The 16,476-nt window shown below is 71.7% G+C and carries 16 protein-coding genes; 11 read left to right on the forward strand and 5 right to left on the reverse strand.

Annotation, left to right across the window (positions count from 1 at the left end):
- Nucleotides 1-21 precede the first annotated feature (21 nt).
- Entirely contained in the window at nt 22-1,659 is a 1,638-nt protein-coding gene (locus IO24_RS0104080) for a GMC oxidoreductase (protein WP_471977336.1), read from the forward strand.
- Nucleotides 1,660-1,677: 18 nt separating this feature from the next.
- Here IO24_RS0104080 and IO24_RS0104085 read toward each other — a convergent pair whose 3' ends face one another.
- On the reverse strand, nt 1,678-3,474 hold the full coding sequence (locus tag IO24_RS0104085) for an AMP-dependent synthetase/ligase (RefSeq protein WP_031131895.1): 1,797 nt from the start codon (nt 3,472-3,474) through the stop codon (nt 1,678-1,680).
- A 296-nt stretch (nt 3,475-3,770) separates the two neighbouring features.
- On the opposite strand from IO24_RS0104085, the gene IO24_RS0104090 reads away from it, so the two are divergent.
- The 6 genes from IO24_RS0104090 to IO24_RS0104115 all read left to right on the forward strand — a co-directional run bounded on the left by IO24_RS0104090 (nt 3,771) and on the right by IO24_RS0104115 (nt 8,968).
- On the forward strand, nt 3,771-4,568 hold the full coding sequence (locus IO24_RS0104090) for a metallophosphoesterase family protein (RefSeq protein WP_078899144.1): 798 nt from the start codon (nt 3,771-3,773) through the stop codon (nt 4,566-4,568).
- Nucleotides 4,569-4,677: 109 nt separating this feature from the next.
- Entirely contained in the window at nt 4,678-5,118 is a 441-nt protein-coding gene (locus IO24_RS0104095; RefSeq protein ID WP_031131898.1) for an SRPBCC family protein, read from the forward strand.
- Between the two features lie 132 nt (nt 5,119-5,250).
- On the forward strand, nt 5,251-6,420 hold the full coding sequence (locus IO24_RS0104100; protein ID WP_031131900.1) for an ArsA family ATPase: 1,170 nt from the start codon (nt 5,251-5,253) through the stop codon (nt 6,418-6,420).
- A 104-nt stretch (nt 6,421-6,524) separates the two neighbouring features.
- The gene (locus IO24_RS0104105) at nt 6,525-7,025 is read left to right on the forward strand and encodes a DUF5304 domain-containing protein (protein ID WP_031131902.1); all 501 of its coding nucleotides are present in this window, start codon (nt 6,525-6,527) and stop codon (nt 7,023-7,025) included.
- Between the two features lie 133 nt (nt 7,026-7,158).
- The gene (locus IO24_RS0104110; protein WP_010039265.1) at nt 7,159-8,112 is read left to right on the forward strand and encodes an ROK family glucokinase; all 954 of its coding nucleotides are present in this window, start codon (nt 7,159-7,161) and stop codon (nt 8,110-8,112) included.
- Between the two features lie 109 nt (nt 8,113-8,221).
- Nucleotides 8,222-8,968, forward strand: coding sequence for an endonuclease/exonuclease/phosphatase family protein (locus tag IO24_RS0104115; RefSeq protein ID WP_031131907.1), 747 nt, complete (start codon nt 8,222-8,224; stop codon nt 8,966-8,968).
- On the opposite strand, the gene IO24_RS0104120 is transcribed toward IO24_RS0104115, so the two are convergent.
- Both IO24_RS0104120 and IO24_RS0104125 read right to left on the reverse strand, forming a co-directional pair.
- Nucleotides 8,965-9,594 (reverse strand): hypothetical protein, encoded by a 630-nt coding sequence (locus tag IO24_RS0104120; RefSeq protein WP_031131908.1) that lies wholly within the window; start codon nt 9,592-9,594, stop codon nt 8,965-8,967. The two genes, IO24_RS0104115 and IO24_RS0104120, sit on opposite strands and share 4 nt — an antisense overlap.
- Nucleotides 9,587-10,384, reverse strand: coding sequence for an alpha/beta hydrolase (locus tag IO24_RS0104125; RefSeq protein WP_031131911.1), 798 nt, complete (start codon nt 10,382-10,384; stop codon nt 9,587-9,589). Before IO24_RS0104125 ends, IO24_RS0104120 begins: the two co-directional genes overlap by 8 nt.
- A gap of 202 nt (nt 10,385-10,586) precedes the next feature.
- On the opposite strand from IO24_RS0104125, the gene IO24_RS0104130 reads away from it, so the two are divergent.
- The 4 genes from IO24_RS0104130 to IO24_RS0104145 are packed head-to-tail and all read left to right on the forward strand — an operon-like array spanning nt 10,587 to nt 14,389.
- Nucleotides 10,587-11,366 (forward strand): lysophospholipid acyltransferase family protein, encoded by a 780-nt coding sequence (locus tag IO24_RS0104130; RefSeq protein WP_031131913.1) that lies wholly within the window; start codon nt 10,587-10,589, stop codon nt 11,364-11,366.
- Nucleotides 11,367-11,394: 28 nt separating this feature from the next.
- Nucleotides 11,395-12,621 carry a MacS family sensor histidine kinase gene (macS, locus tag IO24_RS0104135; protein ID WP_031131914.1) on the forward strand — a complete coding sequence of 409 codons (1,227 nt, stop codon included), beginning with the start codon at nt 11,395-11,397 and terminating at the stop codon, nt 12,619-12,621.
- Entirely contained in the window at nt 12,618-13,307 is a 690-nt protein-coding gene (locus tag IO24_RS0104140; RefSeq protein WP_031131916.1) for a response regulator, read from the forward strand. Before macS ends, IO24_RS0104140 begins: the two co-directional genes overlap by 4 nt.
- A 53-nt stretch (nt 13,308-13,360) precedes the next feature.
- Nucleotides 13,361-14,389: a 6-phosphofructokinase gene (locus tag IO24_RS0104145; RefSeq protein ID WP_031131918.1), complete on the forward strand. Its 1,029-nt coding sequence runs from the start codon at nt 13,361-13,363 to the stop codon at nt 14,387-14,389.
- 38 nt (nt 14,390-14,427) lie between these two features.
- Here IO24_RS0104145 and IO24_RS0104150 read toward each other — a convergent pair whose 3' ends face one another.
- Nucleotides 14,428-16,284 (reverse strand): anthranilate synthase family protein, encoded by a 1,857-nt coding sequence (locus IO24_RS0104150; RefSeq protein WP_031131920.1) that lies wholly within the window; start codon nt 16,282-16,284, stop codon nt 14,428-14,430.
- A 96-nt stretch (nt 16,285-16,380) separates the two neighbouring features.
- Nucleotides 16,381-16,437, reverse strand: a complete 57-nt coding sequence (locus IO24_RS47530) for a trp operon leader peptide (protein ID WP_078625594.1) — start codon at nt 16,435-16,437, stop codon at nt 16,381-16,383.
- Between the last annotated feature and the right edge of the window lie 39 nt (nt 16,438-16,476).

A 16,476-nucleotide genomic window follows, 5' to 3' on the forward strand; every position in this document is an offset into this window, starting at 1 on the left:
AAATCCGCCGATGCTGCGCCCATGACAGCAAACCTGACACATCGTCATCTGACAAGACGTCAAATTCTGGGCATGGCGGCCCTGCAGACAGCCGCCACCCTCGGCTTCACCCGCATCGGCCTCCAAAGCGCCCGAGCCGCCCAGCCCGACGCGGTCGACACCGCGCCCGCCATCGTCGTCGGCTCGGGCTACGGCGGCGCAGTCGCCGCCCTGCGCCTCGCCCAGGCCGGCATCCGCACCCTCGTCCTGGAAATGGGCCGGCTCTGGAACACCCCGGGCCCCGACGGCAAGGTCTTCTGCGCGACGGGCACACCCGACCACCGTTCCATGTGGTTCCGTAGCCGCACCGAGGCACCCCTGTCCACGTTCCTGTGGCTGGACGTGGTCAACCGGGACATCAGCCCCTACCCCGGTGTCCTGGACCGTGTGCACTTCGACCACATGTCCGTGTACGTGGGCCGGGGCGTCGGCGGCGGCTCCCTGGTCAACGGAAGCATGGCGGTGACCCCGCCCCGGTCGTACTTCGCCGAGCAGTTCCCCACCGTCGACACCGACGAGATGTACGGCACCTACTTCCCGCGCGCCCGCGCCGCCCTGGGCGTCAGCACCGTCGACCCCGCCTGGTTCGAATCGACGGAGTGGTACCGCTTCACCCGCGTCTCCCGCAAGCACGCGGAGAAGACCGGTCTGCGGACCACCTTCGTGCCGAGCGTCTACGACTTCGGCCACATGCAGCGCGAGGCGGCCGGCACCGCCCCGAAGTCGGCGCTCGCCGGCGAGGTCATCTACGGCAACAACCACGGCAAGCGCAGCCTCGACAAGACCTACCTCGCCGCCGCGCTCGGCACCGGCAACGTCACCGTCCACACCCTGGAGAAGGTACGCGCGATCAGCCGCGCGCCGGACGGGACCTACGTCCTGACCGCCGACCGCGTCGACGAGAACGGCCGCGTCGTCGGGACCAAGGAGTACGGCTGCACGTACCTCTTCCTCGGCGGCGGCAGCCTCGGCACCACCGAACTGCTGCTGCGCGCCCGGGAGACGGGCACCCTGCCCGGCCTCGACGCCAGTGTCGGCGCCGGCTGGGGCACCAACGGCAACGTGATGCTGGGCCGGGCCAACCACCTGTGGGACACGGTCGGCGCGAACCAGTCGACCATGCCGGTCATGGGCATCGACGACTGGGCCAACAGCGCCAACCCGGTGTTCGCCGAGATCGCCCCGCTGCCGACGGGTCTGGAGCACTGGGTGAGCCTCTACCTGGCGATCACCAGGAACCCGGAGCGGGCGTCCTTCTCCTACGACACCGGCTCGGGCCGGCTGAGGCTCGGCTGGACGGCCGCCCACTCCGCGGTCTCCGTCGCCATGGCCAAGAAGCTGTTCGACCGGATCAACGCGGCCAACGCGACGATCTACCGGTACGACCTGTTCGGTTCGGGCAACAAGGTCTTCGCCGACGACTTCACCTACCACCCGCTGGGCGGCTGCGTGCTGGGCAGGGCGACGGACGACTACGGGAGGGTCAAGGGATATCCCAGGCTGTACGTCACCGACGGCTCGCTCGTGCCCGGGTCGCTGGGAGTGAACCCCTTCGTGACCATCACCGCGCTCGCCGAACGCACGATGGCGCGGGTCCTCGCCGAGGACACCGCGCCATAGGCGACCCGACCCGGTGGGTCACTTCGCGTAGATCGCCTCGATCTCGTGCGCGTAGTCCTTCGCCACCACGTTCCGCTTCAGCTTCAGCGAGGGCGTCAGGTGGCCCGACTCCTCCGTGAACTGGGAGGACAGAATGCGGAACTTCCGCACCGATTCCGCTTTCGACACCGCGGCGTTGCCGTCGTCGATCGCCGCCTGGATCGCGGCCAGCAGGTCCGGGTCCTCGTGCAGCGACGCCGCGGTGGCACCCGACGGCTTGCCGTGCTCGGAGCACCAACGGCCCAGGAACTCCTCGTCGATGGTGACCAGCGCGCCCACGAACGGCCGCCCGTCGCCCACCACCATGCATTCCGCGACCAGCGCGTGCGCCCGGATGCGGTCCTCGATCACGGCCGGGGCGACGTTCTTGCCGCCCGCGGTGACGATGATCTCCTTCTTGCGGCCGGTGATCCTGAGGTAGCCGTCCTCGTCGAGGGTGCCGATGTCACCGGTGTGGAACCAGCCGTCGGCCAGGGCCTCGGCGGTCGCGCCGGGGTTGTGCCAGTACTCCTTGAACAGGTGCTCGCCGTGCAGCAACACCTCGCCGTCGTCGGCGATCCGGACCACCGAACCGGGCAGCGGCTGACCGACCGTGCCGATCTTCTGCCGGTCCCAGGGGTTGAACGCGGTGGCCGCGCAGGACTCGGTCAGGCCGTAGCCCTCCAGGACCGTGAAGCCGATGCCGCGGAAGAAGTGGCCGAGGCGCTCGCCGAGCGGGGCGCCGCCGGAGATGGCGAACTCGCCCCGGCCGCCGAGGACCGCGCGGAGCTTGCTGTAGACCAGCTTGTCGAACGTCTTGTACTTGATCTTCAGACCGAGGGACGGGCCCGAGGGGGTGTCCAGCGCCTTGCTGTAGGCGATCGCGGTGTCGGCGGCCTTGTCGAAGATCTTGCCCTTGCCGTCGGCCTGGGCTTTGGCGCGCGCCGAGTTGTAGACCTTCTCGAAGACGCGCGGCACGCCGAGGATCAGCGTCGGGCGGAACGCGGCCAGCTCGTCGGTGAGGTTCTTGATGTCCGGGACGCAGCCGAGCTTGATCGGCGCCATCATGGGCGCGATCTGCACCAGCCGGCCGAAGACGTGCGCGAGCGGCAGGAAGAGCAGCACCGAGCACTCGCCGGTGCGGAACAGCGGACGCAGCCGCTCCACGATGTTGCCGCACTCCGCGAAGAAGCTGCGGTGGGTGAGCACACAGCCCTTGGGGCGGCCGGTGGTGCCCGAGGTGTAGACGATGGTCGCCGGGTCGTCGGCCTTGGCGAACGAGCCGCGTTCCTCGACCGTCTGGTCCGTGACGTCCTGGCCGAGCCGGCCCAGCTCGTCGAGGCCCCCGCCGTCGATCTGCCACACGTGCTTGAGCGCCGGCAGCCGGTCGCGCACCGACTCGATCGCGGCGGAGTGGGCGTCCGACTCCACCACGCAGGCGGTCGCGCCCGAGTCGCCCAGGATCCACTGCACCTGCTCCGGCGAACTGGTCTCGTACACCGGCACGGTCACCGCGCCCGCGCTCCAGATCGCGAAGTCCAGCAGCGTCCACTCGTAGCGGGTGCGCGACATCAGGCCCACCCGGTCACCCGGCTGCACCCCGGCGGCGATCAGCCCCTTCGCCGCCGTGTGCACCTCGGCGAGGAACGTGGTGGCCGTGACGTCCTGCCAGCTGCCGCCGATCTTGCGGGCGATGACGGCGACATCCGGATGCTGCGCGGCGTTTCTGCGGACGATGTCGGTCAGATTTCCGTCCGCAGGGACCTCGTACAAAGCCGGAAGGCTGAACTCGCGCAAGACTGCTGCTCCTCATAGGGCGCCGGCGCCACGACGGTGTGTGCTGCGACGGTGCGGTCCAAGGCTCGGGGAGGTACTCAGGCATTCACTTGTTGAAATGCAGAGCACGACTGGACTGCCCGGACGTTACCCGCCGGTATGGCTTCTCCGACAGGGGGTCCCGTCGAGATGTTCGCTGCGTCACACAGTGGGGTATTCCTTCGCGCACAGTAGTCCACGCACTAACTGACTGGCCAGTAACCGCAGGTCCGGCCGCCACTGTTCACCTTTGCCGCACACGCTTACGCTTGATCGTCATGGCACCCACACCAGCCGGAAACCACCGGACGCGCGTCCACGTGGTCAGCGACGTGCACGGCAACGCCCGCGACCTGGCCAGGGCCGGCGAGGGCGCCGACGCCCTGATATGCCTGGGCGATCTCGTCCTCTTCCTCGACTACGCCGACCACTCCCGCGGCATCTTCCCCGACCTGTTCGGCGTCGAGAACGCCGACCGCATCGTCGCACTGCGCACCGCCCGGCGCTACCAGGACGCCCGGGAGTTCGGCGCCCGGCTGTGGGCCGGGGTGGGCGAGGACCGCGCCACGGTGATCGAGGAAGCGGTGCGCAAGCAGTACACCGAGCTGTTCGCCGCGTTCCCCTCCCCTACGTACGCCACCTACGGCAACGTCGACATGCCGACGCTGTGGCGGGAGTACGCGGGCCCCGGCACGACCGTCCTCGACGGCGAGCGCGTCGAGATCGGCGGCCGGGTCTTCGGCTTCGTCGGCGGCGGCCTGCGCACGCCGATGCGGACGCCGTACGAGATCAGCGACGAGGAGTACGCGGCGAAGATCGAGGCCGTGGGCGAGGTCGACGTGCTCTGCACGCACATCCCGCCCGAGGTCCCCGAGCTGGTCTACGACACCGTCGCCCGCCGCTTCGAGCGCGGCAGCCGGGCCCTGCTGGACGCCATCCGCCGCACCCGGCCCCGGTACTCCCTCTTCGGACACGTGCACCAGCCGCTGGCCCAGCGGATGCGGATCGGGGCAACCGAGTGCGTGAACGTGGGGCACTTCGCGTCGACCGGAACGCCGTGGGCGCTGGAATGGTGAGGACGCCCCAGCTCGGGTGAGATCCGCGGGTCCCGTGCGCGGTAGCCTTCACGCTGCACACGCGTGCGCACGACCTCATATTCGGCCCGTATCTGGAGGAGCCACGGCGATGGCGGAACACACCAGCTCGAGCATCACCATCGAGGCGGCCCCGGCCGACGTCATGGCGGTCATCTCCGACTTCGCCCGCTACCCGGACTGGACCGGCGAGGTGAAGGAGGCGGAGGTCCTCAAGACCGACGCCCAGGGCCGCGCCGAGCAGGTCCGCCTCGTCATGGACGCGGGCGCGATCAAGGACGACCAGGTCCTCGGCTACACCTGGACCGGCGAGAACGAGGTGTCCTGGACGCTGGTGAAGTCCCAGATGCTGCGCTCCCTCGACGGCTCGTACCTCCTCAAGCCGTCCGGCGCGGGCGGCACGGAGGTCACGTACGTACTGACCGTGGACGTCAAGATCCCCATGCTCGGCATGATCAAGCGCAAGGCGGAGAAGGTCATCATCGACAGGGCACTGGCGGGGCTGAAGAAGCGCGTGGAATCGGGCAAGTAGAAGCGGCGCCGCAGGGGTTGCCCGCAAGGTGCCGGGTCCGGGCCCGTCGCGGCCGGCCGTGCCCACGCGGCGGAGCCGCATGTGCAACTCAGCCCCGGCCCCCTGAGGGCGTCTCGGTTACCGTTCCTTCCCATGCGCACCATCCTGATCACCGGCCCCGGCGGCAGCGGTCGTACCACCCTCGCGGCCGCGACCGCCCTGGCCGCGGCGGCCGAGGGCACCCGCACCCTCGTCCTCGGCGCCGACCGCACGGACACACTCGGTGCGGCCCTGGGGGTGCAGACCGGCCCGGCCCCGATCCGGGCAGCCCCGCGGCTCACCGCCTGGCGCCCCGACGCCGCCCAGGACTTCCGCAGGGACCTCACCGCCCTCCAGGACCGCGCCTCCACCGCCCTGGACCTCCTCGGCGCCTCCCGCCTGGACCCCGAGGAACTCACCCCCCTGCCCGGCGCCGAGGAACTCGCCCTGCTGCGCGCCCTGCGCGACGCCGCGCTGTCGGAGAAGTACGACACTCTCGTCGTCGATCTCCCCCCGGCCCCGCAGGCCCTCGCCCTCCTCGCCCTGCCCGAGGAACTCCGCCGCTACCTGCGCCGCCTGCTCCCGCCCGAACGGCAGGCCGCCCGCGCCCTGCGCCCCGTCCTGGGCCGCCTCGCCGGCGTCCCCATGCCCGCCGAGTGGCTCTACGAGACGGCGGCCCGCTGGGGCCTGGAACTGGCCGCCGTCGATGCGGTCCTCGCCGACCGCGACACCGTCGTACGCCTGGTCGCCGAGCCCGGTCCGGCCGGCGCCGACGCGCTGCGCACCGCCGGTCTCGGCCTCGCCCTGCGAGGTCTGCGCACCGACGTCGTGGTCGCCAGCCGCGTCCTGCCCGAGGCCTCGCCGGACACCTGGCTCGCCGGCCCGGTCGCCCAGCAGCGCAAGACGCTGGAGGAGTGGCGGGAGTCGTACGACGTCCGCACCGTCCCCCATCTCGGACACGACCCGCGCGGCACCGACGACCTCACCGCACTCGGCGTACCCGGCGTCGGACAGGCGCTCCCCGCGGCCGACTGGCCCGTGACCGACCGGCTCGGCGAGGACGGCGTCCTCGTCTGGCAGATCCCGCTGCCCGGCGCCATACGCGAGGAACTGGACCTCGTCCGGCGCGGTGACGAACTCGTCGTCACGGCGGGGCGGTTCCGCCGGATCGTCCCACTGCCCTCCGTGCTGCGCCGCTGCACCGTCGACGGAGCCGCCCTGCGCGAGGGCGAGCTGCGGATCCGCTTCGCACCCGACCCGAAGCTGTGGCCGCGGGCCCGGTGACACAGCAGGGCGCCGGACCGGGGAGACACGGCAGGCCCGGCCCGTGAACGCGGTGCGCCCGTTCGGGTAACGTCGTAGGGACGAACCGTAGTCAGGAGTCCGTCATGAGCGAAGAACTCCCCCCGTTCGACGCCGCCCGCGACGAGGCCGCGGACGAGGTGCGGGCGAGCGACACCGACGCCTGGGCGACCGCGTGCGCCGAGGACCTCCAGGCGGAGAAGGCCCGCCGCCGCACCCAGTACGGCACGCCCACGGGCTCCGCCGCCGAAGAGCTGAAGAAGCTCGTCGACACCGTCGCCGAGAAGCTGTCCGGCGTCCAGTCCCCGCTGCTCGGCGCGGTCGCGGGGCCCGCCGCGCAGCAGGTCGTCCGGCAGGTCGTCCAGCAGGCCAAGGACGCCGTGGAACCCGTCATCGAGCGCAATCCGGACGTCTTCGACCACCTGGCAGCGGCCGGGAACGAGCTGCTCGCCGCCTACCGCTCCGCCGTCCAGGCCCAGGAGCGCCGCTGGACCGGCCGCGACGATCGGGACGACCCCCGTGACCAGGGCGAACACCGGGACGGCGGCGACGACGCCGGCCCCGGGCAGCGCATCGACCTGGACTGAGGCCCCGGCCCCGGCCGGGCGGCGGGCCCGGAGCGGCCGCCCGGGGTGCCCACCGTGCGGACGACAGCGAAACCGACGGCAGGGCCTCGGGTACCGTTGGCCGTAGCGGGGCTCGACCGAAACTGAGGGATTCATGGGACTCACCATCGGCGTCGACATCGGCGGCACGAAGATCGCGGCCGGCGTGGTCGATGAGGAAGGCAACATCCTCTCGACCCACAAGGTGCCGACCCCGGGCACGCCCGAGGGCATCGTGGACGCCATCGCCTCGGCGGTGGAGGGCGCACGCGTCGGGCACGACATCGTCGGCGTGGGCATCGGTGCCGCCGGCTACGTGAACCGGCAGCGCTCCGAGGTCTACTTCGCGCCCAACATCCACTGGCGCAACGAGCCGCTCAAGGAGAAGGTCGAGGCCCGCGTGGGCCTCCCGGTGGTCGTGGAGAACGACGCGAACGCCGCGGCCTGGGGCGAGTACAAGTTCGGCGCGGGCAAGGGCCACCGCAACGTCATCTGCATCACGCTGGGCACCGGCCTGGGCGGCGGCATCATCATCGGCAACAAGCTGCGCCGCGGGCACTTCGGCGTGGCCGCCGAGTTCGGCCACATCCGCATGGTGCCGGACGGCCTGCTGTGCGGCTGCGGCTCGCAGGGCTGCTGGGAGCAGTACGCGTCGGGCCGGGCACTGGTGAGGTACGCCAAGCAGCGCGCCAACGCCACCCCCGAGAACGCCGAGGTCCTGCTCGGCCTCGGCAACGGCACGCCCGACGGCATCGAGGGCAAGCACATCTCCATGGCCGCCCGCCAGGGCGACCGGGTCGCCGTCGACTCCTACCGCGAACTGGCCCGCTGGGTCGGCGCGGGCCTCGCCGACCTGGCCTCCCTCTTCGACCCCTCGGCGTTCATCGTCGGCGGCGGCCTCTCCGACGAGGGCGAACTGGTCCTGGGCCCGATCCGCAAGTCGTACAAGCGCTGGCTGGTCGGCGGCAACTGGCGCCCGGTGGCCGAGGTCCGCGCGGCGGAACTGGGCAACAAGGCGGGCCTGGTGGGCGCTGCGGACCTGGCGAGGGAACCCGACCCGATCATGTGACGCCCTGCTTTTCGCTCTTGGGGGCGCGGGGAACTGCGCGACAAGCCACGAACGGCCGGCACTCGCGCACGTACCTCGCACCCCGAGCGATGGGGCGTAAATTGATCACATGCCGCTGCTCCCCAACTCCCGTACGGAATCCGATGGTTCCGCGGTCATCAGGGTCCTCAGCTACAACATCCGCTCCATGCGCGACGACACCACCGCCCTGGCCCGCGTCATCAAGGCCTGCGAGCCCGACCTCGTCCTCGTCCAGGAAGCCCCCCGCTTCTTCCGCTGGCGCAAGAAACTCGCCCGCCTGGCCCTCGCCTCCGACCTGGTGATCGTCACCGGCGGTGCCACCACCACGGGCCCGGCGATCCTGAGCTCGCTCCGGGCGAGCGTCGAACGCACCGAGGACATCCTCCTGCCCCCCACCCCCGGCCTGCACCGCCGCGGTTTCGCCACCGCGGTCGTCCGCATCGCCGGCACCCGCCTCGGCGTGCTCAGCTGCCACCTGTCCCTCCAGAAGGACGAGCGCTACGAGCAGTCCGGCATGCTCCTGGACCGGCTCGCCGGCATGGGTGTGGAGCACGCGATCGCCGGCGGCGACCTCAACGAACACCCCGACGGCCCGGCCTTCCGCAGGCTGGCCGACCGCCTGACCGACTGCCGGGCCGCGGCCCCCTGGGGCGGCGAGCACACCTGGACCCCCGCCGACCCCTACCAGCGCATCGACGCGATCTTCGCGACCGAGGGCATCGAGGTGCTGGGCTGCGGCGTGCCGGTCGGGCAGCCGGGGGTGTCCGACGCAGACCTGAGGGCGGCCACGGACCACCTTCCGGTCCTGGCCGCCCTCAGAGTCCCCGCTGCCTAGACGACCGCGCCCCGCCCCGGGTCGTCGTCCTCCTCGTCGTCCGTACGCATGCGCATCACCAGCGTCGTGAACCCGCCGAGGAACCCGCCGATCCCCAGCGTGGCCAGCCACCAGGTCATGTCCCAGCCGAGCAGCACGGCCAGCATGAGCAGCACCGGCCCGCCGAGCACGCCGATCCAGGCGAACTTGGCGGTCGGATCGGCGGTGGGCAGCGGCGGCGGCTCCGGGGGCACGAAGTGGCCCTCGTCGTTCTCGTCGAAGTCGTCCTCGGCGGGCTCGGACACGGAGTAGTCGCGCGGGCCGACGCCGGGCGCGAAGGAGACCGAGCCGCCCAGGGGCTTCACGGGCTGGTCACCGGGCTCCTCGGCCTCCTGCGGCTCGGCGGGCTTGACGGCGTCCCCGGACTTCACGGCCGTATCCCCGCGGTCGCCGTCGGTCAGGGCGTCGTTGGTCCCGGCCGCCGGCAGGGCCAGGTCCTCGACCGACTTGAACGGCTTGGCGCCCGGCGGGTCCGGCGGCTCGTCGCCGTACGCGGCGACGATCGCCGCCCAGGCGGCCTCCTCGTCGAAGGGGACGCCCTTCTCGTCCGGCTCCCGGCCCTCGCGGTCGGAGTCGTGCTCAGCCACCTGCGGTCGTCCCTTCCTTGCCGAGCCCGGGCTCCTTGCCGAGGCCGGACGCGATGCGGCCGATGAACGCGAGGCTCTCCTCGTGGATCCGGTCCGCGTCATGGTCCAACGTGGCGACGTGGTAGCTCTGTTCCAGGATGACCTCTTTCACATCCGTCGACGAGATACGGCTGAGGATCCGGGCCGAGTCGGCGGGCGGCACCACATGGTCCTGCGGGCTGCGCAGCAGCAGCACCGGCTGGGTGACCTGCGGCAGCTCGCGGTCGGTGGCCTGGAAGAACCGGCGCAGCGAGTGCGCCGCGTGCAGCGGCACCCGGTCGTAGCCGAGCTCCCTGCCGTCCGGCTTGGCGATGTCGCTGGCGATGCCCTTCGTCGCGGGGACGAGGTGGCGCACCACCGGCAGGGCGTGCGCGGCCAGGCCGTGCACCTTGTTCGCGGGGTTGACGACCATGACACCGCGGACGGCGTCGCCGTGCTTCGCGGCCAGGCGCAGGGCCAGTGCGCCGCCCATGGACAGACCGGCCACGAAGACCGTTTCCCGGCGCTCGCACAGCAGGCGCAGCTCGCGGTCCACCTCCGCGTACCAGTCCTGCCAGCCGGTGATCCGCAGGTCCTCCCAGCGCGTGCCGTGCCCGGGCAGCAACGGCAGGGAGACGGTCAGGCCGTGCTCGGCGAGGTGCTCCGCCCAGGGGCGCAGCGACTGCGGTGATCCGGTGAAGCCGTGGCAGAGGAGGACGGCGACCTCTCCGCCCTCGTGGTGAAACGGCTCGGCTCCGGCAAGGACCGGCACCTTCGGCCTCCTGGTCGTGAGAAGGGACTGGCACGATCACGGAATGTCACGGAACGTCATGGAAGGGGTCGCACGGCGTTCGCGGGACCTTCACCGTACGCGACCGCACTGACACCGACCAGGGCCGTCGGAGCCTTTGACAGTGCTCCGGGTTAAGGTCTGACCGACACATACAGGAGGCACTCGGTTGTTGTACGGCGCGATGAAGGTCACCATCGGGGGTCCGCTGAAGCTCGCCTTCAGACCCTGGGTGGAGGGCCTGGAGAACGTACCCGCCGAGGGCGCTGCGATCCTGGCGAGCAATCACCTGTCGTTCTCCGACTCGTTCTTCCTGCCCGCCGTCCTCGACCGCAAGGTCACCTTCATCGCGAAGGCGGAGTACTTCACCACGCCAGGCGTGAAGGGCCGGCTGACGGCCGCCTTCTTCAAGGGGGTCGGGCAGCTTCCCGTGGACCGCTCCGGTGCGCGCGGCGCGGGTGAGGCCGCCATCAGAAGCGGCATAGAGGTGCTGGAGCGCGGTGAGCTGTTCGGGATCTACCCGGAGGGCACGCGCTCGCCCGACGGACGGCTCTACCGGGGCAAGCCGGGCGGCCTCGCGCGCGTGGCGCTCGCGAGCGGCGCGCCGGTCATCCCCGTCGCCATGATCGACACGGAGAAGATCCAGCCGCCCGGGAAGGTCATGCCGAAGCTGATGCGGCCCGGCATCCGGATCGGCAAGCCCCTGGACTTCAGCCGCTACCAGGGCATGGAGCACGACCGGTTCGTGCTGCGCGCCGTGACCGACGAGGTCATGTACGAGATCATGAACCTCTCCGGCCAGGAGTACGTCGACATGTACGCGACGGCCATGAAGCGGCAGCTCACGGAAGCGGCGAAGGCGGAGAAGGAAGCCGAGAAGGCCGCCAGGGCCGCTCTCGCGCGGGCGGAGAAGGAACAGGCCGAGAAGGAAAAGCAGACGGAGCAGCACCGGACCGAGCCCTAGCCGGGGCTTCGGTCGGGGGGCGGGGGAGATGGCCAAGCGCGAGCGTGTCATGAGGATGTCGGTCGAGCAGCCGCTGTGGCGTGCGCTCACCGCCTACCGGGTGCTCACGATGCTGTACGCGGTCGGCCTGTTCGCCACCGCCCACGACGAGTTCGTCCGCCCCTGGATCGCCGTCGCCTACTACGCCGTGCTGTGCGGCTGGACCCTGGCCACCCTGCCCCGGGTCGCGAACGCCGCCCGCTGCACCAAGCGGTTCCTCGCCGCCGACCTCACCATCGCCGTCGCCGGCATCCTGCTCACGCCCGTCGCCGACGCGCACGAGCGGGTCCAGGCGGGCGGTCCGACCCTGCCGTCGATATGGACCGCCGGTGCCGTCCTGGCTTTCGCCGTCAAGGGCGGCTGGCGCTGGGCGGCCCTCGCCTCCGGCCTCGTGGCCGTCGCCAACCTGATCGAACGCGGCAGCCCGGCCCGCGACACCGTCCACAACGTCATCCTGGTCTGCATCGCCTCCGTCGCCATCGGCTACGTCGTCGAGGTCGCCCGCGCCTCCGAGCGCACCCTCGCCCGCGCCCTGGAGATCGAGGCCGCCACGCGAGAGCGGGAGCGCCTCGCCCGGGACATCCACGACAGCGTCCTCCAGGTGCTGGCCATGGTGCAGCGCCGCGGGGCCGTGATCGGGGGAGAGGCAGCGGAGCTGGGCCGGATGGCCGGTGAGCAGGAGGTCGCGCTGCGCACCCTGGTCTCCGGCGGACTCGTCCCCGTCTCCCGGGTCTCCGAAGACGCCGCCGAGGGCGCGCTCGTCCGGGCCGTCGACGAGGAGCCGGACGAGCGCGGCCCCGTCGACCTGCGCGCCCTGCTCGCGCCGTACGCCGGGGCCAGGGTCAGTCTCGCCGAGCCCGGCGCGCCCGTGCCGCTGGCGCCGGTCGCCGCCCGGGAGGTGGCCGCCGCGGTCGGGGCCGCCCTGGACAACGTCCGCCGGCATGCCGGTCAGGACGCGCGCGCGTGGATCCTGGTCGAGGACGAGCCGGACGAGGTGATCGTCACCGTGCGGGACGACGGACCCGGCATCCCGGAGGGGCGGCTCGTCCAGGCCGAGGGCGAGGGGCGGCTCGGCGTCGCCCTGTCGATCCGCGGCCGGCTGCGTGACCTCGGCGGCAGCGCGGAGCTGATCTCGGTGCCGGGTCAGGGCACCGAGGTCGAGCTGAAGGTACCGAAGGCCGTGACGAGCACACGGGGGAAGGCGGAGCAGCGATGACTGAGACAACCGGAGACCGGCAGGACCCGATCAAGGTCATGGTCGTCGACGACCATCCCATGTGGCGCGACGCCGTCGCCCGCGACCTGGCCGAGTCCGGCTTCGAGGTGGTCGCCACCGCGGGCGACGGCGACCAGGCCGTACGCCGGGCCAAGGCCGCCGCACCCGACGTCCTCGTGCTCGACCTGAACCTGCCCGGCAAGCCCGGCGTCCAGGTCTGCAAGGAGGTCGTCGCCGCGAACCCCGCGCTGCGGGTCCTCGTGCTGTCCGCGAGCGGTGAGCACGCCGATGTCCTGGAGGCGGTGAAGTCCGGCGCGACCGGCTATCTGCTGAAGTCGGCCTCCACCGGGGAGCTCCAGGACGCGGTCCGCCGCACGGCCGTCGGCGACCCGGTCTTCACCCCCGGCCTGGCCGGGCTGGTCCTCGGCGAGTACCGCCGCCTGGCCTCCGAGCCGGCCCCCGCGCAGGACACCGGTGAACCGAAGGCGCCCCGGCTCACCGACCGCGAGACCGAGGTGCTGCGCCTGGTCGCCAAGGGCCTGAGCTACAAGCAGATCGCCGAACGCCTGGTCATCTCCCACCGCACGGTGCAGAACCACGTCCAGAACACCCTCGGCAAGCTCCAGTTGCACAACCGTGTGGAGCTCGTCCGGTACGCGATAGAGCGCGGCCTCGACGACGAGTGAGGCGCACGTCACACTGACCCTTCGTCAGGCACCTGCGGCGAAGGGACTGTTCCATGCGCGTCGGAGTACTGACCGGAGGCGGCGACTGCCCCGGGCTCAACGCCGTCATCCGGGCGATCGTCCGCAAGGGCGTGCAGGAGTACGGCTACGACTTCACCGGTTTCCGGGACGGCTGGCGCGGTCCCATGGAAGGCGACAGCGTCCGTCTCGACATCCCCGCCGTGCGCGGCATCCTGCCCCGCGGCGGCACCATCCTCGGCTCCTCGCGGACCAACCCGCTGAAGGTGGCGGGCGGCATCCGCCGGATCAAGGAGAATCTCGCCCGGCTGGAGGTCGAGGCGCTCATCGTCATCGGCGGCGAGGACACCCTGGGCGTGGCCGCCCGGCTGTCCGACGAGCACGGCGTGCCCTGCGTGGGCGTGCCCAAGACCATAGACAACGACCTCTCCGCCACGGACTACACCTTCGGCTTCGACACCGCCGTCGGCATCGCGACCGAGGCCATCGACCGGCTCCACACCACCGCCGAGTCCCATATGCGGGTCCTGGTCTGCGAGGTGATGGGCCGGCACGCCGGCTGGATCGCCCTTCACTCCGGACTGGCCGGCGGCGCCAACGTCATCCTCATCCCCGAGCAGCGCTTCGACGTCGAGCAGGTGTGCGCCTGGGTGACCTCCCGCTTCCGGGCGTCGTACGCGCCGATCGTGGTCGTCGCCGAGGGGGCGATGCCGAAGGACGGCGACATGGTCCTCAAGGACCAGTCGCTCGACTCCTTCGGGCACGTCCGGCTGTCCGGGGTCGGCGAGTGGCTCGCCAAGGAGATCGAGAAACGCACGGGCAAGGAGGCCCGCACGACGGTCCTGGGCCATGTGCAGCGCGGCGGCACCCCCAGCGCCTTCGACCGCTGGCTCGCCACCCGGTTCGGGCTGCACGCCATCGACTGCGTCCGCGACCGCGACTTCGGCAGGATGGTCGCCCTGCGCGGCACGGACATCGTCCGCGTCCCCGTCGCGGACGCCACGGCCCGCCTGAAGACGGTGGATCCGGCGCTGTACGAGGAGGTCGGGGTGTTCTTCGGCTGACCGGGAACGGACGTCCGGGGGCGGCGGCCCCCGGACGGCTACACGGTCGTGTTGCGCACCCGGCCCACCAACTCCCGTACGACAGCCGCGCCGTTCAGCGTCAGGACCGACTCCGGGTGGAACTGGACACCCGCGAACCCGGGGCCGCGCAGCGCGTGCACCTCCCCGTTCGTGGCACGGGAGACCTCGACGCCGTGCGTCCCCAGCTCGGCCGCCGCCTCGTCGTCGCAGCGCGCCACGAAGCTGTTGTAGAACCCGACGGTCTCCCGCCGCCCGAACAGCTCGATCTCCGTCTGCGCCCCCTGGTACGGCACTTCCTTCCGGACGATGTCCAGTCCCAGTTCGGCCGCGATCAGCTCGTGCCCGAGGCAGACCCCCAGCACGCCCCGCCGTCCGCCCCTGATCACCTCGGCGGTCAGCGAGCGCAGGAACCGCATCTTCGGATCGGTGAGGTCGCCGGGGTCGCCCGGGCCCGGGCCGAGCACGACCGGCCCCTCGTGCGCGAGCACCGCCTCCCGCAGCCCGTCCTCGTCGTACCGCCGCACGCTCACCTCCAGGCCGCTGGAGCGCAGCACGTGCGCGAGCATCGCCGTGAAGGTGTCCTCACCGTCGACGACCAGGGCGTGTCCGGTCAGTTCCTCGGAGCGCTCCTGCATCCGCAGCCAGAAGGGCGCGAGCGAGGCCCGGCGGCCGTCCAGCGCCGCCCGGACCCGCGGGTCGTCCGTCAGTCGTGGCCCTACGGCCTGCGCGCGCGGCCGGGACGGACGTACGCCCAAGGCCGTCAGTACACCCGCCGCCTTCGCATGGGTCTCCGCCACCTCGCTCGCCGGGTCCGAACCCCGCACGAGCGTGGCGCCGACCGGAACCCGCAGGCGCCCCTCGGAGGAGATGTCGGCGGTGCGGATGAGGATGGGGGAGTCGAGGGTCTGGGCCCCGCCCGGATCCCGGCCGATCAGGGCCAGCGCCCCGGCGTAGTACCCGCGCCCCCCGCGTTCGTGCCGCTCGATCACCCGGCAGGCGTTCTGCACGGGGGAGCCGGTGACGGTCGCAGCGAACATGGTCTCCCTCAGCACGTCCCGGACGTCCAGCGAGGACTTCCCGCGCAGCTCGTACTCCGTGTGCGCGAGGTGCGCCATCTCCTTCAGCCGGGGCCCGATCACGACCCCGCCCATGTCGCCGACGGTGCACATCATCTTGAGCTCCTCGTCGACGACCATCGACAGCTCCTCGATCTCCTTGCCGTCGGCGAGGAAGTCCAGCAGGTGCTCGGACGTGGGGCCCTCGGCGGGGTAGCGGTACGTGCCGCTGATCGGGTTCATGACGACCGTGCCGCCGGACATCCGCACGTGCACCTCGGGACTGGCCCCGACCAGCGTGCGGTCCCCGGTGTGCACGACGAACGTCCAGTACGCCCCCCGCTCGCCCTCCAGCAGGCGCCGGAACAGCGCCAGGGCGTCGGCCCGCCCGAAGCCGGGGATCTCCCCCTCGTACGTCCGCCGGATCACGAAGTTCGCGCCCTCGCCCCGCCCGATCTCCTCCCGCAGCACGCGCCCGACGATCTCGCCGTACTCCTCGTCGGCGACATCGAAACCGCCGCCCTCGACGCGCACCCGGTGCGCCGGGAGCTGCTTCAGGGCTTCGGCCAACGGGACGGCGTACGACTCCTGGGGCGTGAGTGCCAGCAGGGGCGTGCCGTCGTCGCGGACGTCGAAGCCGCGCTCGCGGATCTGCCGGAAGGGCACCAGCGCGAGGCTCTGGTCGGGGAGGCCGGCGAGGCGGTCGTGCGGGGCGACCGGGCCGATCAGGACCTCGACCAGATCGTGGTCGTGGCCCGGGGTGCGGCGGCGCAGCAGGGCGAACGGACGGGGGTCGTCCAGCAAGCCGAGCAGGTTCATGGGTCCGTGCTCCATCTCGGTGAGAGAGGAACGGACCCCGGGAAACGCCGAAGGCCGCCCCTCGGGCGGCCTTCGCGAAGTCTTGAGTACGCGCAGTCAGCGGGCCGCCGGATGAGCGGTCCACCACCAGGTCTGGGTCGAGTGCGCGAACATGCGACGCACCCTACCCCATGTCCGAGGGGTGTTCGCGGT

It is taken from the genome of Streptomyces flavovariabilis (assembly GCF_000725785.1).
Lineage (GTDB): Bacteria > Actinomycetota > Actinomycetes > Streptomycetales > Streptomycetaceae > Streptomyces > Streptomyces hawaiiensis.

Coding starts and splice junctions, on each gene's coding strand:
- IO24_RS0104080 (WP_471977336.1), top strand. CDS start 22: ATGACAGCAAACCTGACACATCGTCATCTGACAAGACGTCAAATTCTG.
- IO24_RS0104090 (WP_078899144.1), top strand. CDS start 3,771: ATGGCACCCACACCAGCCGGAAACCACCGGACGCGCGTCCACGTGGTC.
- IO24_RS0104095 (WP_031131898.1), top strand. CDS start 4,678: ATGGCGGAACACACCAGCTCGAGCATCACCATCGAGGCGGCCCCGGCC.
- IO24_RS0104100 (WP_031131900.1), top strand. CDS start 5,251: ATGCGCACCATCCTGATCACCGGCCCCGGCGGCAGCGGTCGTACCACC.
- IO24_RS0104105 (WP_031131902.1), top strand. CDS start 6,525: ATGAGCGAAGAACTCCCCCCGTTCGACGCCGCCCGCGACGAGGCCGCG.
- IO24_RS0104110 (WP_010039265.1), top strand. CDS start 7,159: ATGGGACTCACCATCGGCGTCGACATCGGCGGCACGAAGATCGCGGCC.
- IO24_RS0104115 (WP_031131907.1), top strand. CDS start 8,222: ATGCCGCTGCTCCCCAACTCCCGTACGGAATCCGATGGTTCCGCGGTC.
- IO24_RS0104130 (WP_031131913.1), top strand. CDS start 10,587: ATGAAGGTCACCATCGGGGGTCCGCTGAAGCTCGCCTTCAGACCCTGG.
- macS (WP_031131914.1), top strand. CDS start 11,395: ATGGCCAAGCGCGAGCGTGTCATGAGGATGTCGGTCGAGCAGCCGCTG.
- IO24_RS0104140 (WP_031131916.1), top strand. CDS start 12,618: ATGACTGAGACAACCGGAGACCGGCAGGACCCGATCAAGGTCATGGTC.
- IO24_RS0104145 (WP_031131918.1), top strand. CDS start 13,361: ATGCGCGTCGGAGTACTGACCGGAGGCGGCGACTGCCCCGGGCTCAAC.
- IO24_RS0104150 (WP_031131920.1), bottom strand. CDS start 16,284: ATGAACCTGCTCGGCTTGCTGGACGACCCCCGTCCGTTCGCCCTGCTG.